Here is a 20,789-nt window from a genome sequence, read left to right as displayed (position 1 = left end):
CAGGCTGGAGGGACAGCGCCCCCCTCTGTCGCCTCCGGCGACATCTCCCCCTCTAGGGGGGAGATCGGGCGCTCTTCGACTGACACCCGCGCCACCGTAAACATCTGCTGCGTCGGCGACGACGATCAATCCATCTATGGCTGGCGCGGCGCCGAAATCGACAACATCCTGCGTTTCGACAAGGATTTTCCCGGCGCCACCATCATCCGGCTGGAGCGCAACTACCGCTCGACCGCGCACATCCTTGGCGCTGCCTCCCACCTCATCGCCCACAATGAGGGCCGCTTCGGCAAGACGCTTTTCACGGACCGCAACGATCCCGAAGACGGCAAGGTGCATGTCCACGCCGCCTGGGATTCCGAGGAAGAAGCGCGCGCCGTCGGCGAGACCATCGAGACCTACCAGCGGCAAAAGCACAATCTCAACGACATGGCGATCCTGGTCCGCGCCTCGTTCCAGATGCGGGAGTTCGAGGACCGTTTCGTCACGCTCGGCCTCAACTACCGCGTCATCGGCGGTCCGCGCTTCTACGAGCGCATGGAGATCCGCGATGCGCTGGCCTTCTTCCGCGTCGTCGCGCAAGGCGCCGACGACCTCGCCTTCGAGCGCATCGTCAATGTGCCCAAGCGCGGCCTGGGGGAAGCCACCATCCGCCAGATCCACGACACGGCGCGTGCGCTGCGCATCCCGATGCTGGAGGCCGCCGCCAAGCTGGCCGAAAGCGACGAGTTGAAGCCGAAGCCGCGCGCCGCACTTCGTGAAGTGGCGGCCAATTTCGAGCGCTGGCAAAAGGCGCTGGAAACCACGCCGCACACCGAACTCGCCGAGACCATCTTGGAAGAGAGCGGTTACACCGACATGTGGAAAAACGACCGCTCGGTCGAAGCCCCCGGCCGGCTGGAAAACCTGAAAGAGCTGATCCGCTCGATGGAAGAGTACGAATCGCTGCGCTCCTTCCTCGAACATGTCGCACTGGTCATGGACGCCGAGCAGAACGCCGGGCTCGACGCCGTCAACATCATGACGCTGCATTCGGCGAAAGGCCTCGAATTCGAGACCGTCTTCCTGCCCGGCTGGGAGGAAGGCCTGTTTCCGCATCAGCGCGCGCTCGACGAAGGCGGCCGCTCCGGGCTCGAGGAAGAGCGCCGCCTTGCCTATGTCGGCCTGACCCGCGCCAAGAAGAACCTGCATCTCTGGTTCGTATCCAACCGCCGCATCCACGGCCTGTGGCAGTCGACCATCCCGTCGCGATTCCTCGAAGAATTGCCGAACGCCCATATCGAGGCCGCTGAAAGCGGCAACAGCTACGGCGGCTACGGCAATTCCTATGGCGGCGGTTCCTTTGCCTCCGGCCGCGGCGGCCAGGGCGCCGGACGGCAGAACCCCTATGGCGCCTCGCGCTTCGACACTGTCGGCGCCGATACCGAAAAATCCGGCGCCTTCTCCAACACCTATGCGACACCGGGCTGGCAGCGCGCGCAGGCCAACCGCACCGAGGCCACCGACCGCAATTGGGGCTCGCGCTCCGGCCATCAGGTCGAGCGCATCGGCTATGGCGAGACGGACAGCGGCTACGGCGCCGGCCGCACTTCGGTCAAGGGCCGCACCATCGACGGCGAACTGGTCGCCAAATCCGTCTCCGACACGCCGTCAGCCTTCAGCGTCGGCGACCGCGTCTTCCACCAGAAATTCGGCAACGGCAACATCTCAGCCATCGAGGGCAACAAGCTGACCATCGACTTCGACAAGGCCGGCCAGAAACGCGTGCTGGACGGGTTTGTCGCGGCGGTGTGAAGATGGCGTTTTCCCGCGGACAGCTCCCACCTTCGTCATCCACGGGCGGAGCAAGAGCGAAGCGACGTCGCGGAGACCCGAGGATCCATGCCGTGACCTTGGCCGTGGAGTGCAGCTGAGCAGAATTCTCCACCGTAGTGACGCGTTGAAGTCGCGGCATGGATCCTCGGGTCTGCGCTGCGTCGCTACGCTCCTTGCTTCGCCCGTGGATGACGAAAACGATGAGCGCCGGCGCCAATCGTCAAGGCATGCGATCCGCCAACGAAACCCTCACCTGTACCTTGCCTGGTTCCACTTATGCCCCAGCAGCGACAGGATGATGATCAGGCCGTTGAAGAACTGCACGTAGAAGCCGCTCAGGCCTGCCGCCACGACGCCGGTCTGGATGAAGGACACGGTGACCGCGCCGATGGCGCCGCCGACCACGGTGCCGATGCCGCCCCAGGTCGGCGTGCCGCCGACGAACACAGAGCCAGCACCGGCAGGAGATAACCGTCGCCGGCGGTCGGCCACCAGGTGAAGTTGATCATCACCGAGAAGGTGCCGGCGATCGCGGCCCCGATGCCGACGAAGACAAACACTTTCACCCGCACGCGCTTGACGTCGATGCCCATCTGCTGGGCGCTGTCGGGATTGTCGCCGACCACCCTCACCTGCGCGCCGAAGCGGTGGCGGTTGTAGAGCATCGCCGACAGCACGACGAAGCCGATGGCCCAGAAGATCTGCACCGGAATGCCCAGGAGCTGGCTGGAGAAGATCGTATAGGCCCAGCTGTCGCTGAGGCTGGTCAGCGCCATCGATTTGCCTTCGTTGATGATCTGGATCAGGCCGCGCAGCAGGAAATTCATGCCGAGCGTGGCGATCAGCGACGACAGCCCGCCATAGACCACCAGCGACCCGACCAGGAAGCCGAGCAGCATGCCGGTGACGAGTGCGGCGGCGATGCCGAGGAACGGATCGTAGCCGGCCTGCACGACCAGCGCGAAAACCCATGAGGCAAAACCCATCGTCGCCGGAAACGACAGGTCGATCTCACCGCAGGTGACGACGAAGACCAGCGGCACCACCACGAACAGCGCAACCGGCAGCGTCGTCAGCACCGAGCGGTAGAGATACCAGGTGGTGAAGACGGTCGGGTTGGCGATCAGGAACACCGTCATCATGACGATGAACACGGCGAGCGTGCCGAGCGCGGCACGGTTGTCGAGGATGAAGCCGCGCATCCAGTGATCGGATGGGTGTTTCCACTCTTTCTGGGCACTGGGGCGGGGAATGCCGGCGGACGGCTCGTGCAGGTCGGGCTCCATGGTCTTGCTCATCGTGCTCTCTGCTCCGCGTCGCCGGCATCGTGCAGCCCGGCCAATCCGCCGGGATGCGCGACCTCTTCCATGAAGTTGATGAGATCTTCGGCCGACTTGACCTCGCTGCGGTCGGTCGTCAGTGCGACCTTGCCGCGGTCCAGCACGACGAAGCGATCGGCGATGTCGAAGACATGATGGATGTTGTGGCCGATGAACAGGATCGAGCGGCCGCTCGCCCGCACCTGGCGCACGAAATGGAACACCTTGGCGGTTTCGGTCAGCGAAAGCGCCGTCGTCGGTTCGTCGAGGACGATCAGCTCGGCCTGCTTGTAGATGGCGCGGGCAATCGCCACGCCCTGGCGTTCGCCGCCCGAAAGCTGGCCGACGATCGACTGCGGCGTGAACACTTTCGAGGTGAAGCCGATCTCGCGCATCAGCCGGCTCGCTTCCTCGATCTCCTTGTTGACCCTGAGAAAGCCCATGAAGCCGGTCAGTTCGCGGCCCATGAAGATGTTGCGAACGATGGTCTGCTGCACGGCCAGCGCCCGGTCCTGGAACACCGTCTCGATGCCGGCCTCGCGCGAACGCGCCGCGCTCCACCCGGTCACCGGCTTGCCGCGCACGAGGATCTCGCCGCTGGTCGGCTTGACCACGCCCGAGAGGATCTTGATCAGCGTCGACTTGCCGGCGCCATTGTCGCCGAGCAGGCCGACGACCTCGCCGCGGTCGACGCTGAGATTGACCCCGCCCAGCGCATAGACCTGGCCATAGGACTTGCTGATGTCGCGCAATTCGATGAGGCGTTCTGCCATCGGATCCTCGCTTGATTGTCTGTTGCCGGCTTCGTCGCCAGCGGTCCCGCCGGCCGGGGCCTGAGATCCCGGCCGGCGGCTTGGGAGGTCAGCGCAGCGCCTGCTTGGCGAGCTCAGCGACGATCTCGTAATTTTCGGGCGTAACGAAACCGGCGCCGGTGTCGACATTCATCGGCGCCAGCCCCAGCACAACCTGCTGGCAGAGGCTGAGGATCGGCAGATAGCCCTGCAGGAACGGCTGCTGGTCGGCGGTCAATTGCACCCAGCCGCCCTTGAAGCCCTCGACGATCTGCGGGCTGGTGTCGAAGCCGAAGTTGAAGATCTCGCCCGCCTTGCGTCCCGCCGCCTGCATGTAGGTCGAGACATTGCCGAGCATCTGCCCGCCGGGATAGCCGACCGCCTTGACGTCGGGATTGTTGAGCAGCGCCGCGGTGATCACCGGAATGGCCAGATTGGGATCGGAGGCCCATTCGCCGCTCGGCGGTGAGGACAACTGGATGACCTCGACGCCGGCCTCCTTGAGCGCGGCCACCGTCCCGCGCTCGCGCGCGCCGCGGCTTTCGTTTTCGAACGGACCGATCATGATCGCCTTGTCGCCGGCCTTCAGCTTGCCAAGCTTGAACGCCTCGGCGCCGAGCGCGCGGCCCTGCTGTTCCTGCTGGGCGCCGACATAGCCGCCGCCGAACGCTTCCACCACCTTCGGCACCGGCACGTTCTGGTACATCATCTTGATGCCGTCCTTGTGCGCCTGTTCGGCGAGCGGCATGATGGACGCGTCGCCCGGATGGCCCATCATGGCGATGCCGTTGGGCTTGACCGCGACGGCCTCACGCAGTTGCTGCACCATCTTTTCGATGTCCCACTGGGAGAAGATGTAGTCGACCTTCGGCCCGAGATCGGCCTCTGCCTGCTTGGCGCCATTGTAGACGATGGTGCCGAAAGCGTCGCCCTCGGCGCCGCCGACGAAGAAGCGGATGTGGACGTCCTTGCACCATTTGGCGTCGAGCGCCCGCGCGGGCAAGGTGGAGATCGCAGCGGCAAGCATCGTGGCGGCGGCCACGACGGTCGAGCGCAGAACTGTCCTTCTCATCGTCATGCTCATGCACTTATCCTCCCTTTTTGTCCTCGCAAGCGAGGAGTTCGACATTCGCTTCGGCAATGTGCGTTGCAGACATCCCGGCCGGCTCCTCCCGCCGGCCGATCCTCACATCGGGTTCGGCAGGTAGCTGGCCCCTCCCCGGCATTGCTTGAGATATTCAAGCGCCCGCACCTGGCCGGTGATCTCGAGGTCGCCGCGATAGACCGGGTCGTGCCAGCCTTCGATATCGATGGCCCCCTTGTAGCCGGCCAGCCGCAATTCGCTGATCACCCGCGTCCAGTCGCTGTCGCCGAAACCGGGCGTGCGCATCTGCACGAAGGGCAACCGGCCGAACACGCCATGCTCGCGGATGACGTCCCAGCGCACCGTCGCGTCCTTGCCGTGCACGTGGAAGATGCGCGGCGCCCATTTGCGGATCTGCGGTATCGGGTCGATCAGATAGACGAGTTGGTGGCAGGGCTCCCATTCCAGTCCGAGATTGTCGTCGGGCACTTCGTTGAACATCAGCTCCCAGGCGTCCGGATTGTGGGCAATGTTCCAGTCGCCGGCGGCCCAGTTGCCGTCCATGGCGCAATTCTCGAAGGCGATGCGCACGCCGTTGTCGGCGGCGCGTCTGGCCAACGGTCCCCAGACCTCCTTGAAGCGCGGCAGGCTGTCGGTCAGCTTCTTGCCGCGCAGGCGGCCGGTGAAGCCGCTGATCATCGAGGTGCCGAACAGATGCGCGTTGTCGATCACCGTCTCCCAGGCCTTGAGCACGCCGCGATCGACCTCGCCGCTTTCCAGCGGGTTGCCGAAGACGCCGAGCGAGGACACGGTGACGTCGGCATCGCCGATCGCCTCGCCGATCTGGCCGGCGAGAAGCGGCAGGTCCTTGCCGCCAAGCGTCTGCCAGAAGAAGGGTTGAATGCTCTCGAAGCCGAGCGGCAGGATCTGTTTGACGTAAGCCGCCGGGTCGTCGAGATTGGCCCGCACCATGGTGCCGATCCGGATGTCGAGAAGCGGGTTCGGCGTCATTGTGCGTCCTCTGCGATTGTCACGCGGCGGCCGGTCTCGGCGCTTTCGATGGCGCCAAAAACCATGGCCAGGCTCTTGATGTTGTCGGCGCCGCGCGTTTCCGGCTCGGTGCCGGTCTGGATGGCGTGCACGAAATCCTGGAGAATGCCGAGATGGCCGCCGACGCGATCGGACGCATCGAGCGGCGGCACCGCGATCGGGTGGGTTTTGTCGAACATTCCGTCGCGGCCCGGCATCACTGCTTCTGCCCTCAGCTCGTCATTGCCGTCCCAGAGCAGGCTGCCGCGCTCGGCGACGATGCGCCATGTACTTTCCCAACTGGTGCGGAAGCCGGCGGCGCACCAGCTCCCGGCATAGGTGAAGACCTTGCCGCGGCCGAGATCGAAGACGGCGCTGGCCGCCGATCCCTGCCGGTACCAGGAATTGGCCGGCTCCCATTCCTGGCAATAGACGCCGGCCGGCTCGCCGGCGACCATATAGCGGGCGGCGTCGAATGTGTGGATCGCCATGTCGAGCAACAGCACATGCGCCATCTCCTCGCGAAAGCCGCCGAAATGCGGCGCGACGAAGAAGTCGGCGTGGATGCTGGTCGGCGTACCAATGGCGCCGGAATCCAGGAACCTGCGGATGCGCCTGACATTGGCGACATAGCGGCGGTTCTGCACGACGGCGTGAATGCGCCCGGCGCGGCGAGCGGCCTCGACGATGGCGCGCGCATTTTCCGGACTGTCGGCGAGCGGCTTTTCCGTCAGCAGATGGCAATTGTGGGCAAAAGCGGAAATAGCGACTTCGCGCCGGGCGGCTGGAACCACCACGTCGAACACCGCTTGCGGTTTGGTCTGGTCGAGCACGGCGTCGAGATTGCTGCCGACGACGGCATTGGTGAGGTCGTATTCGCGCGCCCTCGCCCGTGCCCTGTCGGCATCGAGATCCACGAGGCCGATAAGGGTGAGCCCGTGGATCTGCCTGATGGCATCGAGCCAGGCCTTGCTCATCGCTCCGCAGCCGACCAGGACGACATCGATCATCCAGCGCTCCTCCTCCGCTCGGTCCCTCCAGACCGATCGTCACGGCATCCACGGCAGGACCGTAAACGTTTTTCCGTAAACGTTTACGAGAACACACCCGAAGGCGTAGAATGTCAATCGGCCCTTGGCGAAATTCGTCTTACCGCCTTGGCCTGAGCGGCTACCGGTGCTAGCCAAGCAAGGGGGAGAACAGTCTCTTGGCGTCCAGCATTCACGACCTTGCCCGTCACTTGAACATATCGATCGGCACGGTGTCGCGGGCGCTGAACGGCCGCGCCGACGTCAATGCCGACACGCGCCAGCGCGTGCTCGAGGCGGCCAGGACGCTGAACTATTCGCCGAACCAGTCCGGCCGCAGCCTGAGGCAAGGCGCCACCCGTTCGATCGCCTTCATGCTGCAGCCGCATCCCGGCGACCAGCAATATGGCGAGCCGTTCTTCATTCCGTTTCTGATCGGGCTGCAGGCCAGGCTCGCCGAAAGCGGGCTCGACCTGACCGTGGTCATGGGGGCGCCGGGCGACTACCAGCAGGAGCGCCTGCGCCGCGTCGTCGAGACGCGCCGCGCCGATGCGGTGCTGCTGGCCTGGACGCGGCGCGAGGACGAGCGCATCGACTATCTCACGCAAGCCGGCTTTCCCTTCGCCACGCTCGGCCGCAGTCGCTCCGGAGCCAAGTCCTATCCTTCCCTCGACCTCGATTTCGAGAAGGCCGGAGCCGATGCCGTCGACCGCCTGGTGGCGCGCGGTCACCGCCGTATCGCCGCTATCCGTCCCTCACTCGACCTCAATTTCGGCTATCTGTTCCTCGCCGGCTACCGCAAGGCCCTGAAGCGGCACGGCATCGAGGTCGACCCGGAGCTGATCGCGTCCGGCTTCATCAACGAGGCCGGCGGCTACAAGGTGACGCCCCAGGTCATGCGCTCCAAGGCCCCGCCGACCGCCATCATCTTCAACAATGATGCAATGGCGCTGGGCGGCTGCAAGTCGCTGGCCGAGATGGGCATCAGGCCGGGCCAGGACATGGCGGTAACCGTCATCGTCGACACGCCGCTCTGCCGCTATTTTTCCCCGGCGCTGACCGCCTTCCGCCCGGCGCTGGAGCCAATGGGACAACGGCTTGCTGAAATGCTGTTGGCGTCGCTTCCCGCCTTCGCCGGCCCGGAGGGGCCGCGGATCATCCGCGAAGTCTGGCCGCTGGAACTGGTGGCGCGCGACAGCGATTGATGGTGGCAGCAGGGCCGCCGATGTCGTCCTCCCCTCAAACAGCACACCGGTGCCGCAGTGAACCGGCCGCAACCTTGAATGCGCGGGAGGCGCTGCAGGTTCCGGATCGCGCCACAACCAGGGCGATCAGCGAAAGCCGGCCTTAAGACACCGGCGCCGCTCCGCCCTCTGCCGTGCGCCGCGCGATAAACTCATCCAGCACGCCTGATGTGGCGGCAGCCGTTGCCGGCGGCGCGAAATCGGCAAGCACCCGCCTCCAGACACCGGTGGCGCGCTCGCTCGCTGTCTTCGAGCCGCTTTGCGTCCAGTTGCCGAAATTCGACCAGTCGGCCACCAGCGGTTCGTAGAAGGCGGTGCGGTAGCGCGCCATGGTGTGACCGGCCGAGAAGAAGTGGCCGCCCGGCTGCACCTCGGCGATCGCCTCGAAGCCGATCGTATCGGTGTCGCCGGGCGTCGCGGCACAAAGTTCAGCCACCGTCTGCAGCGCCTCGATGTCGGTGATCAGTTTCTCGAAGGAGACACTGAGGCCGCCCTCCAGCCAGCCGGCGGCATGGATGCACATCGTCGCCCCGGCCAGCACCGAGCCCCACAGCGCGAACTGCGTCTCGTGCGCGGCCTGCGCGTCTGAGATGTTGGCCGCACTGCCGCCGCCCGATCGCCACGGCAGTCCGGTGAAGCGCGCCAGCTGACCGGCGCCCAGCGTCGCCTTGACGTGCTCGGGCGTACCGAAGGCCGGCGCGCCGGATTTCATGTCGACATTGGAGGAGAACGAGCCGTAGACGACCGGTGCGCCGGGCCGCACGATCTGCGCCAGCGTCAGCCCGGCGAGCGCCTCGGCATGCTGCAGCGTCAGCGCGCCGGCGACCGTGATCGGCGCCATCGCGCCAGCCAGGCAGAACGGCGTGATGACGGAGATTTGGCCCGCGCGGGCGAAATCGATGATGCCTTGCGCCATCGGGATGTCGAGCTGGCGCGGCGAGTTGGTGTTGATGACGGTGTAGCAATATGCATTTGCCAGAAACTCGTCCTGCGACAGGCCGCGCGCCAGACGAATCATCTCGAACCCGTCCTCGACTTGCGGGGTGCCGCGCGCGAAGACGAACGGGAGCTTGTCCGACAGCGTCAGCTGCGCGCGGTTGACGGCATAGTGCCGAAAGCGGTTGTCGACATCCTGCGGTTCGATGCAGGGCCCCAGCATATGCAGCACGTCGAAATGCTGCACCAGCCGCATGAGGTCCTCGAAATCCGCCAGTGTTCCCGGCCGCCGGCCGCGCTCGAGATCGGTGACGTTCGGCGCCCCGCATCCGGCGAGGAAGGTCATCGAGCCGAGCTCCAGCGTCAGATCGCGGGCGCGCGAACCGGCGTGAGCGTGGATCGATCTCGGCGCCGAGGCGAGTGCCGCCGTCACCATGTCGCGGCCGATGCGCACCATGTCGGTGTCCGGATCGACCAGCGCGCCGGCGCTGGCGAAGTGCTCACGCGCCTGCGGCAGCAGCACCTTGATGCCGAGCTCTTCCAGCACCCGCAGCGCCGTTTCGTGAATCGCGGCCACCTGATCATCAGAAAAGATCGGCTGTGGCAGGAACGGGTTCTTCAGCGAATGGTAATTGGGACGGCGGCTGCTTTCGCTGCCGGCCTCGCCCGTGCGTCCACGCCGGCGCTCGCGCCTGCCGTCCCGTGCCGCGTCATCGACCATCGGAAATCCTCCTCATTGCCGCATTGCCTTGCCCAGGGGATCATAGGGCGAGGCCGCGACGACATGCGCCGGCCGCTCCTCACCCACGACATGCACGGAGAGCGCGGTACCCTCGCCCGCAAAATCGCGGTCGACGAGAGCCAGCGCCAGACTCTTGCCGACCGTATAGCCATAGCCGCCCGAGGTGACGAAGCCGACGCGTCGGCCCCGATGCCAGACAGGCTCAAAACCGCTGGCATCGGCGTCGAGCGCGTCGACTTCAAGCGTCACCAGGCATTGGCCGCTGCCGGCCTCCCGCTGTTTCGACGCTGCTTCGCGGCCGATGAAGCCGCTCTTGCCGAAAGCGATGAAGCGGTCGAGACCGGTCTGGCCCGGCGTGTAGCCTTGCGTGAATTCGCGCGACCAGATGCCAAAGCTCTTCTCCAGCCGCAGTGCATTGAGCGCGTAATAGCCGATTTCGGCAAGGCCGAGATCCTCGCCCGCCGCCAGCAGCGTTTCGCGCAGAGTGGCATGCATGGTCACGGGGCAACTGATTTCGAAGCCAAGCTCGCCTGATATAGACAGCCGCGCTACACGGGCCTGCACCATGCCGATGTCGAATGTGCCGCAGGCCATGAACGGCAGCGCTGCGCCGGACACATCCTGATGCGTCGTTCGCTCCAGTATTTTGCGCGCATTCGGCCCCGTCAGCAGGAAGCCGCTCATCGTGTCGGAGAGGTCGTCTACGGTGACGCCTTCAGCCGCATGGCTCTCGAACCAGCGCATGTGGAATTCCCGGAGATAGTAGGAGCCCATCAGCCAATAGCTGCCGCCGCCCCAGTTGAAGACGGTGAGGTCGCCCTTCAGCCGTCCGTCATGACCGAGCATCGGCGCCAGGCCGGCCCGCCCCGGCTTCGGCAGTCTGCAGGCGAGCAGCCGGTCGAGCCAGGCTTCCGCACCTGGCCCCGCCACCGCATAGCGCGAATAGGCCGAGATATCGACGAGACCGGCGGCGCGCCGCACCTGCAGCGCCTCGTCGCCGACGATGTCGAAGGCGTTGGAGCGCCGCAGCGTCGTGTTCTCGGCAAATTCCATCGGCGCGAAATAGGCCGGGATTTCCAGCCCCCAGGAAGCCGTCCATTCGCATCCCGCCGCGCTCATGCCGTCATAGGCACCCGGACGTTTCAGCGGCCGGCCGGCGGGCAGTCGTTCATTGGGAAAGGTCATCACGAAGCGGCGCGAATAGAACTGGCGCGTCGTCTGCCTGAGATATTCCCGGCTGGCGGCGAAGGCGCCGTAGCGAGCGATGTCCATGCCGAAGATGTCGGCCTGCGGTTCGCCGAAAATCATCCACTCGGCCAGCGACTTGCCGACGCCGCCGCCCTGGCTGAAGCCGGCCATGACGCCGCAGGCAACCCAGTAGTTCCTCAGCCCGCGCACCGGCCCGACAACCGGATTGCCGTCCGGCGTGAAGGTGAAGGCGCCGTTGACCCATTTGCGGATGCCGGCCGTCGCCAGGCAAGGAAAGCGCTCATGCGCCTTGGCGAGTTCGGGGCTGATGCGGTCGATGTCTTCCGGGATCAGCTCGATGCCGTAGTCCCATGGCGCGCCATCCATGTTCCAGTGCTTCGGGTTCTGCTCGTAAACGCCGAGCAACACGCCCTTGCGCTCCTGCCTGAGATACGAAAAGCCGTCGAGATCGACGGCGATGCCGATTTCCCTGTCCAGCGCCGCGATCTCGGGAATGTCCTCAGTGATGAAATAATGGTGCTCCATCGGCGTCACCGGCAGATCGACGCCGGCCATGCGGCCGAGCTGCTTAGCCCACAGCCCGCCGGCATTGACGACATGCTCGGCGATGATGGTGCCCTGCTCCGTGACGACATCCCAGCGACCGTCGGCGCGCGACTTCAACTCGACCACCCGGTTGCGCAGGATGATGTCGGCGCCGCGCTTTTTTGCAGCGCCGGCATAGGCGTGCGTCGTGCCGTACGGGTCGAGGTGCCCCTCGTTGGAATCATGCAGGCCGCCTAGCACGCCGGTGACGTCGACGATCGGGCAGATCGCCTTGATCTCGTCGGGCGTGACCAGGCGCGCGGTCTCGATGCCGACCGACTGGAACACCGCCCAGGCCGATTTCAGCCACTCCCAGCGCGCGGGATCGCTGGCGATGTTGACGCCGCCCGTCATGTGCAGGCCGATATCCCAGCCGGATTCGGCCTCGATCTCGCGGTAGAGATTGATGGTGTAGTCCTGTAGCGCCGCCACGTTGGGGTCGGCGTTGAGCGCATGGAAGCCTGCCGCCGCGTGCCAGGTCGAACCGGCCGTCAGTTCGGCGCGCTCGATCAGCGCCACATCGCTCCAGCCAAATCGGGTCAGATGATAAAGGACGGAGGCCCCGACCACGCCACCCCCGATGACGACTGCGCGGTAGTGCGATTTCAAGGCTTCCCCTCCACGTTTAGTCCGAAGGCTGGAGCATATATGCACTGGACATAAGTGTCTAGTGCCGTGCGCGCGCATCGTTTTTCGTCGACCGCCGGCATGCACTGCGCGCTGTCACGCAAGCATCATGTTCGCGCCGTAGACCGCGTTTCGGGGAGGCTTGCGCGGCATCATCGATGTCGCACCTCTTTCAGTTTTTCGTCCCGCGGCCGCTCCGGCACATCCGTCACAAAGAGGATTATCCATGAAACACCTATATCGAACCGCGTCGCTCGGCGTCGCGCTGGCCTTGTTCACCGCCTTGACGCCGGCGCTCGCCGACAGCACCGCGACCGTCGGCGGCACGAGCTTTGTCAACAAAGGGCTGGTCGGCGTCGGCCGCATCCCGGCCGCTCAGCGCGACAAGTTCGGCGAGACGTTTGGTTCGGGCTCGGGCATGTCGATCGACACATCAGGCTGGACGCATGAGGCCGCCGGCTACAAAGGTTCGCTCTGGCTGCTGCCGGATCGCGGCTACAATGTCGTCGGCACCACCGACTACCGGCCGCGCCTCAACACCGTCGCCATCGAGTTTACCCCGGTGGCACCAGGTGCGGCACCTGCTGCCGGCCAGCAGCAGACCGGCGTCAAGGCAACGCTCGCCGACACCATGCTTCTCACCGACGACAAGGGGGCTGATGCCACAGGCCTCGATCCGCTCAACGGCGTGCGCGCGGCAAGCGGCGACATGCCGATCCTGCCGCAAGCCGACAATGGCAAGCTGGCGCTCGACAACGAGGCGATCGTGCGGCTGCCCGATGGTTCGATGTTCATCTCCGACGAATACGGCCCGAACATCTATCGGTTTTCCGCCGACGGGCATCTGCTGTCGGCAACCCAGCCACCGGCCGCGCTGGTGCCGATGCGCCACGGCACGCCGAACTTCGCCTCGGACAATCCGGGACCCGGTGCCGCCGAGCCCGATCCGAAGGATCCCGACACCGGCCGCCAGAACAATCAAGGCCTCGAAGGCATGGCGATGACGCCCGACGGCAAGTTCCTGATCGCCGTGCTGCAGTCGGCGGCCAGGCAGGACGGCGGCGATTCCGGCTCGACCCGCCAGAACACCAGGGCGCTGGTCTATGACGCGTCCGACCTCGCCCACCTCAAATTGACGCACGAATATGTCGTGCCGCTGCCGGTGTTCAGGGATGCCAAGGGCAAGACCAAGGTCGCCGCGCAGAGCGAGATCGTGGCGCTCTCCGACAAGAGCTTCCTGATGCTGGCGCGCGACAGCGGCAACGGCCAGGGCCTGAAGGGCGACGCCTCGCTCTATCGGCAGGTCAACGTCGTCGACCTATCCACCGCGACCGACATCGCCGGCGGCGCCTTCGACAGCGCTGACAGGCCGGTCGCCCCCAAAGGCGTCGTCGACCCATCGGTGACACCGGCCAAGCTGACGCCATTCATCGACATCAACGACAGTGCCGAGCTCGGCCGCTTCGGCCTGCACAATGGCGCGCCCAATGACCAGGATAACCTGTCGGAGAAGTGGGAGGCGATGTCGGTGGTCAGCGTGCTCGATGCGAAGCTGCCCGACGACTACTTCCTGTTCGTCGCCAACGACAACGACTTCCTCGCCCAGGACGGTTTTCAGGTCGGCGCGCCCTACAAGGCCGAAGACGGCGCCAATGTCGACACCATGTTCCTGGTCTATCAGGTCACGCTGCCGGGACTGGCCAAGAAGTAACGACCACTGCACGGACGGGCGCGCTTGGCGCGTCCGCCCGGAGCACTATTGCTGGTGTTTTTCCAGGCAGATTGATTGAGAAGGCTTACTTCAAGAACTCCGCGCCCTTCGGGACGCCCGCATCTATCGGTTCGGCGGTTCTGCTCGACACGGCCATGATCTTGCCGGCGGCCAACAGGTTGGGACGCACGAAGACCTGAGCGGGGCCGTTGACGCGGCTGTAGAGGTCGATGATGTCCTGGTTCATGAAGCGCACGCAGCCCGACGAAGCGTTCTTACCGATGGAATCCCACTCCGGCGTGCCGTGCAGCCGGTACATCGTGTCCTTGCCGTCGCGGAACAGATACAGCGCGCGGGCGCCCAACGGGCTCTGCGGGCCGGGCGGCATGCCGTCCTTGTATTTCGCCAGTTCCGGCCGGCGCTGGATCATCTCCGGCGGCGGCGTCCAGACCGGCCACTTCTTCCTCGCCTGGACCACGGCGCTGCCGGTCCATCCGAAACCGGCTTTGCCAAGGCTGACGCCATAGCGAATAGCTGTGCCGCCGTCGCGCACCAGATAAAGGAAGTGCTCAGACGTATCGACGACGATCGTGCCGGGTTTCTCCCCGGTCGGATCAGCCACGATCTGGCGCACGAATTTCGGATCGACCTTGGCAACCGGGATTGCCGGCAGTTGATAGCCCTCGTCGACACGCGCCGCATACATGCTTGCGGCATCGCCGAAAGCCGGATCGCTCGGCGGTGCTGCATCCGGCGGCGGCGGCGCCACGTCTGTTGTTGTACACGCCGAAACAGCCAGGGCGCCCAAAGCGGATGCACCGAGAAATGCGCGCCGGTTCAGGTGCACAGAAAACAGCGGAATATCGGACATGACCCCCCCGGCTTATCCAAGATCTGATAGGAATGCGGCCCCACGCATCGAGGATCAATATCCCATTCCGGAAGCTTTGAGAACATGATTAGATCAAGGCACAACCTGTGTTCGGTTGTATCGGCAATCATCGCGGACGCGACTTGAAACAAACCTTCGCCGAGCTGCCCGCCATGGACGAAAAAAATCCCCCGCGCCGGCGCACCGGCGACCTGACCAGCGGCCCGATCCCGCGCACGCTCTTGCTGTTCGCCCTGCCGGTGCTCGGCTCCAACGTGCTGCAGTCGCTCAACGGTTCGATCAACGCCGTCTGGGTCGGCCGTTTCCTCGGCGAATCGGCGCTGACCGCCACCTCCAACGCCAACCTCGTCCTGTTCCTGATCCTCGGCACCGTGTTCGGCATCGGCATGGCGGCCACCATCCTGGTGGCCCAGTCGGTCGGTGCCCGCGACCTGCCCGAGGCGCGCCGCATCGTCGGCACCAGCGCGACGTTCTTCTTCCTTGTTTCCGTTATCCTCGCGGTCTGCGGCTGGATCTGGGTCGACGCCATTCTCAACACGCTCGGCACACCGGCCGATGCCTTGCCGCTCGCGCGCTCCTATCTGCGCATCATCTTCGTCGCCGTGCCGATGATGAACCTTCTGTCCTTCGTCATGACCGTTTTGCGCGGTGCCGGCGATTCACGCACGCCCTTCTTCTTCATGGCTCTGGCCGTCGTCCTCGACATCGTGCTCAACCCATTGCTCATCCGCGGCATCGGACCGTTTCCCGAACTCGGCATCGCGGGCTCCGCCACGTCCACGCTGATCGGCCAGACGGTAAGCGTGATCGCCATCCTGATCGTGCTCTATGTGCGCAAGCATCCGCTGCGGCTGGCCGGCGCCAACCTCGCCCTGCTGCGGCCCGATCCCACCTTGCTTCGCATCGTCGTCGTCAAGGGCGTGCCGATGGGTTTGCAGATGATCGTCATTTCGGCGGCGGCACTGACGGTGATGGGCATCGTCAATTCCTACGGCTCACAGGTCGCCGCCGCCTACGGCATCGCTGCCCAGCTGTGGACCTATATCCAGATGCCGGCGCTCGCCATCGGCGCCGCGGTGTCCTCGATGGCGGCGCAAAATGTCGGCGCCGGGCGCCGGGACCGGATCGGCCGCATCGCCGCCTCCGGTGTCGGCTTCAACCTGGTCCTGACCGGCGCACTGGTTGCAGTTCTGTCGGTTTTCGACCGTTCGGTGCTGAGCCTGTTCCTGAGCAGCGACAGCGCGGCGATCGACATCGCCGTCCACATCAACAATGTCGCCTCGTGGTCGTTCATTCTGTTCGGCATAACCATCGTGCTGTTTGCCACCGTACGAGCCACGGGTGCCGTGATGCCGCCGCTGATCATCCTGGTCATTTCGGTGCTGGTCGTGCGCACCGGCTTCGCCTATTTCATGCGTGGCGTGATCGGCGAGGAAGCGCTGTGGTGGAGTTTCCCGGTGGGTTCGATCAGCTCGCTTGTACTGGCGGCGGCCTACTACCGTTTCGGCCGCTGGCGCACCACGCACATGATCGAGAACAGACCGGCAGCCGGCGAGCCGCCGGACACCGGTCTTGGGGTGCCACGCGGACGCGCGCATCTTTCGCCTGAAACACCGAACGGCTGAAGTACCCGTCAGGCCATGGACATGGCGGCAGGGCCGCAATTGATTGCCGCCCTGCCCGTCACGCCAGACCCGGCGCAAATGAACCTATTTGCAGGAGAAGCCGGGCGCGATCTTGCACTTGCCGGGACGTGGCCTGTGCGGCCGATGGTGCGGAGGACGGTGCGGCTTGTGCCAGTGTGGCGGCCGATGCGGCGGACGCACGATGATGATTGGAGGGCGAACGATTTGGGAGCGTTCGAGATAACCGGAGCTGGCCCAGCCGCTCACGCCGCCGCCATGGATTCTGCACCAGCCCGGCTGGCAGCCGGTGACATTGACCCTGAAGCCGCCGGGCAGCGTTCCGACCCTGGCATATCCCGCTCCCGGCCCGCTACGGACATTGAGATTGGTCGTGGTGTGGGCGCTGTAAGCGAAGGCTACGGCGGACGTCCCGAAGACCGCGGCCATTATGGTCGCGAACACAAGCAGAAAACGAAATCTCATCAGTCCCTCCATTCGAATCCGGCCGTTCATCTGCTTCGGCCAAGACTGCCCTGCAAGGGGGAGCGGCCAAGCCAAGAAAAGTCAACAGGTGGGCGGCGTAACTGTTCTGGCCAGCGGGACTGATGCCGGATTTTTCTTGGACATGGTTGAGGAATTTCCCGGTTGCCGCCTATTGCTCTTCAACACCCGCTGACGTTTACTGTCTTTCGACAATCACCGCGGGCAAAGGTGGATCCATGGGCAAAGGCAGGGTCGAGGCATTCACCGACGGCGCATCGCTTTCAGTTTTTCCGCCACCGATGCAGCAAGGTCGGCATAGCGCTCCTCCAGCCGTTCCGCGGCCTTGATGATCGAGAAATCATGGCCGAACTTTTCCAGCGCCATACGCAGCTTCTCGACGAACTCGGCTTGTTTCTCCAGGGCGGAAAAGAGCGTCTTCACCTGCGTTTCGCTGATATCGGGGTTGGCCAGCATCTGCGGCACCTCGCGGCCCATCTGGTCGCCAATGGCGGTCTGTTCTTTCAGGATTGCAACCCAGTCCGTCAATCAGGAAATCTCCGTTTGTCCCCGAGGCTAAAGTTTGTTTTGTCCCCAGGGCAAAATCTCTTTTGCGGAGGCAAAGGGCAACATGCGCAGCCTCGACCGAACTGGTCAACCCGACAAGACGGGCAGAGGCTTGCGCCGGCCGGTTCCGGCGCTAAGTTCGGCGCCATCGAACAAGGAACCCATCGCCCATGATCACCGACGCCGAGATCCAGACCGCCCTGCCCGCGCTTGCCCCAGGCAATGCCGCCGTTATCACCGGCGCCGCCAGCGGCATCGGTCTGGCGGCCGCCAAGCGGCTTGCACTGATGGGCATGAAGATCGTGCTGGCCGACATTGGCGGCGCGCGGCTGGACGACGCCTCGCGCGCCGTTTCCGCGATTGCCGGCGACGATGCCGTGCTTGCCGTCGCCGCCGACGTTTCGAAGGCGGATGAGGTACACCGCCTGGCCGAAAGGGCGTTCGGCGCCTTCGGCGGCGTGTCGCTGCTGATGAACAATGCCGGTATCGGCGACAATCCCGGAAAGCCATGGGAAAACGGCGATGCCTGGAAACGGCTGCTGGACATCAATTTCTGGGGCGTCGTGCATGGCGTCGAGGCCTTCGCGCCGCGTATGCTGGCCTCGGCCAGCCCGGGTCTGATCGTCAACACCGGCTCCAAGCAAGGCATCACCACGCCGCCCGGCAATCTTGCCTACAATGTCTCCAAGGCTGGGGTGAAAACCTTCACCGAGGGTCTGTCGCATGCGTTGCGCAACGAACCCGGCGCCCATGTCGCTGCCCATCTTCTGATCCCCGGCTTCACCTTTACCGGCCTGACCGAGGGCGCGACGGAAAAACCGGCCGGTGCCTGGACCGGCGAACAGGTTGTGGATTTCATGCTGGAATCCCTGACCAGAGGCGATTTCTACATCCTGTGCCCGGACAATGAGGCGGCCCGCCCGCTGGATGAAAAGCGCATGGCCTGGGCGATCGGCGACATCATCGAGAACCGCCCAGCCCTGTCGCGCTGGCACCCGGACCACAAGGACAGTTTCGCGGCGTTCATGAAGAACTGATCTTCAGGCCGCCTGCTTTTTCGACCCGCGCTTTTTCGCCACAACCTTCTTCGCCGCCATGTCGGCGATTTGTTCGTCATGCCGCTTTGCAGCACGCTCGCATTTGGCGCGGATTTCCTCGACTTCGGATTCGGTCAGATGCTCGATGCCGATGAAGTGGTTGTGGCCCTTGCCGACCCGGATCAGTTCGTCGAGCTTGGCCTGGATCGCCGCGCCGTCGCGGTTCTGAGTGTTCTGGATCAGGAAGACCATCAGGAAGGTGATGATGGTCGTGCCCGTGTTGATGACGAGCTGCCAGGTGTCCGAAAAGCCGAAGAACGGACCGCTCACCGCCCAGACGATGACGATCAGGCAACAGAGGGCGAATGTCGGCGGCAGGCCGGCTATGCGGGCGACCCAGTTGGCGACCTTGGTGAAATGCTTTTCCATCTATCGAAATCCTCAACGCTGCGGCGCGATGAGAACAATCAGCGACCGTTTCAGGTTCCCGATGCAAGCAAATACCTCCAGGTACAATTGCCTACACGCATAGGGAGAATAGCCTGGAAAACACACCTTATGGGTCCAATGTCACAATGACCCTGCAGGCGAGAGTGCCTGTTCCTTCCGCTTCACAGCGGTTTAACTCCACCCCTTCCGCTGCGCCACCCCCGCATGGCGGAAGGGGTTTCAGTCCGGCGGGCCTTGAAGCGCGTCGCCCGACTCCGTCTCAACGCTACGCACTTGAACTGGTCAGACGGCGTCGTTTTCCCAGCGATCGAGGAACGTTTCGATCGGCATGGCCTGCATGTCGGGAACCGCTCTGGCCAGCTTTTCGACCGGCCAGTCCCACCAGGCGAGAGCTTCGATCCGCGCCGCGATATCCGGAGTGAAGCGTGGCCGGAGAGCCTTCGCCGGCACGCCGGCGACGATCGCATAGGACGGCACGTCACGCGTCACCACGGCGTTGGCGCCGATGACGGCACCGTTGCCGATGGCGACCCCAGGCATGATCACCGCGCCGTGGCCGATCCAGACATCATGGCCGATGGTCACGGCTTTTGCCTGCCGCCGCTCGCGGAAGGCGGCATCGACGCCCAGCCAACGAAAATACTCGTTCGGCCGGTAGCTGAGCTTGTGCTGGGTCAGCCGCTCTATGGGATGCTCCAGCGCATTGATACGGCTGTTGGCGGCGATCGAGCAGAATTTCCCGATCGTCGTGTAGATCGCTTCACAGTGGCGTTCAAAATAAGAGAAGTCGCCGACATTCACCTCGCGCAGCACCACCCGCTCGCCGATCGAGGCATAGCGGCCGAGCTTGCACGCCTTCAATTCCGCGGTCGGATGGATACGCGGCTCGGGGTCTTTCGGGACGAGGTTTTCGGAACGCTCCATGCCGGCGGCTTTACGCCTAGGCGATTGGTCCCGCAAGCGGGACCAATCGTCCCTCAGATCGTCTCCCAGCAAGGATTCGCCGAGCGAATGGTCCCGCAACGCCGGCTCCCGAAGGAACTAAGCAGCCTATTGCGGCTTGCCTTTGCTCCACACCACGTTCTGGCCGTAGAGCGGCACGGTGGTGACCGACATTTTGGCCGAGCCGTTCTGCACCTGGCGCGAATGCGAGAGATAGATCAGCGTCTCATTGGGCTTGTCGTAGATGCGGTTCACCACCTGCTTCTTCCAGATCAGGCTGATGCCTTGCTTGAACACCTCCTCGCCGCCCTCGCTCATGTCGATGTCGCCGATCGTGATCGGGCCGGTCTGGCGGCAGGAGATGGAGGAATCGGACGGATCCTCGAACCAGTTGCCCTTGTGCAGGCGATCGATGATGCCGCGGTCGAAATAGGAGACGTGGCAGGTCACGCCTTCCACTTTCGGATCCTTGATCGCTTCGACGATGATGTCGTTGCCGAGCCAGTCGACTCCGACCTTGCCGACTTCCTCGGCGACCGCGGCACCGGCGCCAACGACAACACACGCGGCCAACGCGCCGCCGATCAGTTTTCGCCCAATCAGTCCGTGCCCAATCAGTCGTGGCAAGGGAGCCTCCCGCGGTTCGAGTTGCCGGTCACAGGTGGGGCGAGCAGCC

The 20,789-nt window shown here is 64.6% G+C and carries 19 protein-coding genes; 5 read left to right on the top strand and 14 right to left on the bottom strand.

The annotated features are described in order from the left end of the window. On the top strand, positions 1–1,794 hold a 1,794-nt coding region (locus EOB80_RS18375; RefSeq protein WP_245466377.1), incomplete at its 5' end, for a 3'-5' exonuclease. Between the two features lie 270 nt (positions 1,795–2,064). Here the strand turns inward: EOB80_RS18375 and EOB80_RS35880 are convergent. From EOB80_RS35880 to EOB80_RS18350, 6 genes are all read right to left on the bottom strand, one after another. Further along, a complete protein-coding gene (locus tag EOB80_RS35880) occupies positions 2,065–2,190 on the bottom strand; it encodes a hypothetical protein (RefSeq protein ID WP_281058030.1) in 126 nt (41 codons plus the stop codon). Beyond that, the gene (locus EOB80_RS18370) at positions 2,151–3,113 is read right to left on the bottom strand and encodes an ABC transporter permease (RefSeq protein ID WP_245466376.1); all 963 of its coding nucleotides are present in this window, start codon (positions 3,111–3,113) and stop codon (positions 2,151–2,153) included. Before EOB80_RS18370 ends, EOB80_RS35880 begins: the two co-directional genes overlap by 40 nt. Further along, positions 3,110–3,907 carry an ATP-binding cassette domain-containing protein gene (locus EOB80_RS18365; protein WP_013530993.1) on the bottom strand — a complete coding sequence of 266 codons (798 nt, stop codon included), beginning with the start codon at positions 3,905–3,907 and terminating at the stop codon, positions 3,110–3,112. The genes EOB80_RS18370 and EOB80_RS18365 overlap by 4 nt, the downstream gene beginning before the upstream one ends. Before the next feature lie 88 nt (positions 3,908–3,995). Continuing rightward, complete coding sequence (locus EOB80_RS18360; protein WP_127328895.1) at positions 3,996–5,009, bottom strand: substrate-binding domain-containing protein; 1,014 nt, start codon at positions 5,007–5,009, stop codon at positions 3,996–3,998. 102 nt (positions 5,010–5,111) lie between these two features. Further along, complete coding sequence (locus EOB80_RS18355; protein WP_127328894.1) at positions 5,112–6,020, bottom strand: sugar phosphate isomerase/epimerase; 909 nt, start codon at positions 6,018–6,020, stop codon at positions 5,112–5,114. Continuing rightward, positions 6,017–7,048, bottom strand: coding sequence for a Gfo/Idh/MocA family oxidoreductase (locus tag EOB80_RS18350; protein WP_127328893.1), 1,032 nt, complete (start codon positions 7,046–7,048; stop codon positions 6,017–6,019). The genes EOB80_RS18355 and EOB80_RS18350 overlap by 4 nt, the downstream gene beginning before the upstream one ends. A 197-nt stretch (positions 7,049–7,245) precedes the next feature. Between EOB80_RS18350 and EOB80_RS18345 the strand changes: the two genes are divergently transcribed. After that, on the top strand, positions 7,246–8,271 hold the full coding sequence (locus EOB80_RS18345; RefSeq protein ID WP_127328892.1) for a LacI family DNA-binding transcriptional regulator: 1,026 nt from the start codon (positions 7,246–7,248) through the stop codon (positions 8,269–8,271). A 142-nt stretch (positions 8,272–8,413) separates the two neighbouring features. Here the strand turns inward: EOB80_RS18345 and EOB80_RS18340 are convergent, their stop codons facing one another. Both EOB80_RS18340 and EOB80_RS18335 read right to left on the bottom strand, forming a co-directional pair. Further along, on the bottom strand, positions 8,414–9,967 hold the full coding sequence (locus tag EOB80_RS18340) for a trimethylamine methyltransferase family protein (RefSeq protein ID WP_127270069.1): 1,554 nt from the start codon (positions 9,965–9,967) through the stop codon (positions 8,414–8,416). 12 nt (positions 9,968–9,979) lie between these two features. Next, positions 9,980–12,391 (bottom strand): FAD-dependent oxidoreductase, encoded by a 2,412-nt coding sequence (locus EOB80_RS18335; RefSeq protein WP_127328891.1) that lies wholly within the window; start codon positions 12,389–12,391, stop codon positions 9,980–9,982. Positions 12,392–12,635: 244 nt separating this feature from the next. On the opposite strand from EOB80_RS18335, the gene EOB80_RS18330 reads away from it, so the two are divergent. Then, entirely contained in the window at positions 12,636–14,120 is a 1,485-nt protein-coding gene (locus tag EOB80_RS18330; RefSeq protein ID WP_127328890.1) for an esterase-like activity of phytase family protein, read from the top strand. Between the two features lie 85 nt (positions 14,121–14,205). On the opposite strand, the gene EOB80_RS18325 is transcribed toward EOB80_RS18330, so the two are convergent. Continuing rightward, positions 14,206–14,991 carry a L,D-transpeptidase gene (locus tag EOB80_RS18325; protein ID WP_127328889.1) on the bottom strand — a complete coding sequence of 262 codons (786 nt, stop codon included), beginning with the start codon at positions 14,989–14,991 and terminating at the stop codon, positions 14,206–14,208. A 143-nt stretch (positions 14,992–15,134) separates the two neighbouring features. Between EOB80_RS18325 and EOB80_RS18320 the strand changes: the two genes are divergently transcribed. Next, entirely contained in the window at positions 15,135–16,637 is a 1,503-nt protein-coding gene (locus EOB80_RS18320) for an MATE family efflux transporter (RefSeq protein ID WP_245466375.1), read from the top strand. An 84-nt stretch (positions 16,638–16,721) separates the two neighbouring features. Here the strand turns inward: EOB80_RS18320 and EOB80_RS18315 are convergent, their stop codons facing one another. Then, positions 16,722–17,120 (bottom strand): SH3 domain-containing protein, encoded by a 399-nt coding sequence (locus EOB80_RS18315; RefSeq protein ID WP_127328888.1) that lies wholly within the window; start codon positions 17,118–17,120, stop codon positions 16,722–16,724. 261 nt (positions 17,121–17,381) lie between these two features. After that, positions 17,382–17,666 carry a hypothetical protein gene (locus tag EOB80_RS18310; protein WP_127320440.1) on the bottom strand — a complete coding sequence of 95 codons (285 nt, stop codon included), beginning with the start codon at positions 17,664–17,666 and terminating at the stop codon, positions 17,382–17,384. Between the two features lie 188 nt (positions 17,667–17,854). Between EOB80_RS18310 and EOB80_RS18305 the strand changes: the two genes are divergently transcribed. Continuing rightward, a complete protein-coding gene (locus EOB80_RS18305; protein ID WP_127328887.1) occupies positions 17,855–18,721 on the top strand; it encodes an SDR family NAD(P)-dependent oxidoreductase in 867 nt (288 codons plus the stop codon). Positions 18,722–18,724: 3 nt separating this feature from the next. Here EOB80_RS18305 and EOB80_RS18300 read toward each other — a convergent pair whose 3' ends face one another. The 3 genes from EOB80_RS18300 to EOB80_RS18290 form a co-directional block, all read right to left on the bottom strand. Then, on the bottom strand, positions 18,725–19,150 hold the full coding sequence (locus EOB80_RS18300; RefSeq protein WP_127320442.1) for a low affinity iron permease family protein: 426 nt from the start codon (positions 19,148–19,150) through the stop codon (positions 18,725–18,727). Between the two features lie 303 nt (positions 19,151–19,453). Beyond that, on the bottom strand, positions 19,454–20,095 hold the full coding sequence (locus EOB80_RS18295; RefSeq protein ID WP_127328886.1) for a DapH/DapD/GlmU-related protein: 642 nt from the start codon (positions 20,093–20,095) through the stop codon (positions 19,454–19,456). A 126-nt stretch (positions 20,096–20,221) separates the two neighbouring features. Continuing rightward, a complete protein-coding gene (locus EOB80_RS18290; protein WP_127269254.1) occupies positions 20,222–20,740 on the bottom strand; it encodes a CreA family protein in 519 nt (172 codons plus the stop codon). Positions 20,741–20,789: the final 49 nt, after the last annotated feature.

It is taken from the genome of Mesorhizobium sp. M7A.F.Ca.MR.245.00.0.0, assembly GCF_003997415.1.
Lineage (GTDB): Bacteria > Pseudomonadota > Alphaproteobacteria > Rhizobiales > Rhizobiaceae > Mesorhizobium.
Note: the sequence above shows the minus strand (reverse complement) of the source record. Positions and strands in the feature narration are given on the sequence as shown.

Bases quoted from the DNA above. Each gene is read 5' to 3' on its own strand.
- EOB80_RS18370 (WP_245466376.1), bottom strand. From the start codon at position 3,113: ATGAGCAAGACCATGGAGCCCGACCTGCACGAGCCGTCCGCCGGCATT.
- EOB80_RS18365 (WP_013530993.1), bottom strand. From the start codon at position 3,907: ATGGCAGAACGCCTCATCGAATTGCGCGACATCAGCAAGTCCTATGGC.
- EOB80_RS18360 (WP_127328895.1), bottom strand. From the start codon at position 5,009: ATGAGCATGACGATGAGAAGGACAGTTCTGCGCTCGACCGTCGTGGCC.
- EOB80_RS18355 (WP_127328894.1), bottom strand. From the start codon at position 6,020: ATGACGCCGAACCCGCTTCTCGACATCCGGATCGGCACCATGGTGCGG.
- EOB80_RS18350 (WP_127328893.1), bottom strand. From the start codon at position 7,048: ATGATCGATGTCGTCCTGGTCGGCTGCGGAGCGATGAGCAAGGCCTGG.
- EOB80_RS18340 (WP_127270069.1), bottom strand. From the start codon at position 9,967: ATGGTCGATGACGCGGCACGGGACGGCAGGCGCGAGCGCCGGCGTGGA.
- EOB80_RS18330 (WP_127328890.1), top strand. From the start codon at position 12,636: ATGAAACACCTATATCGAACCGCGTCGCTCGGCGTCGCGCTGGCCTTG.
- EOB80_RS18325 (WP_127328889.1), bottom strand. From the start codon at position 14,991: ATGTCCGATATTCCGCTGTTTTCTGTGCACCTGAACCGGCGCGCATTT.
- EOB80_RS18315 (WP_127328888.1), bottom strand. From the start codon at position 17,120: ATGAGATTTCGTTTTCTGCTTGTGTTCGCGACCATAATGGCCGCGGTC.
- EOB80_RS18305 (WP_127328887.1), top strand. From the start codon at position 17,855: ATGATCACCGACGCCGAGATCCAGACCGCCCTGCCCGCGCTTGCCCCA.
- EOB80_RS18300 (WP_127320442.1), bottom strand. From the start codon at position 19,150: ATGGAAAAGCATTTCACCAAGGTCGCCAACTGGGTCGCCCGCATAGCC.
- EOB80_RS18295 (WP_127328886.1), bottom strand. From the start codon at position 20,095: ATGGAGCGTTCCGAAAACCTCGTCCCGAAAGACCCCGAGCCGCGTATC.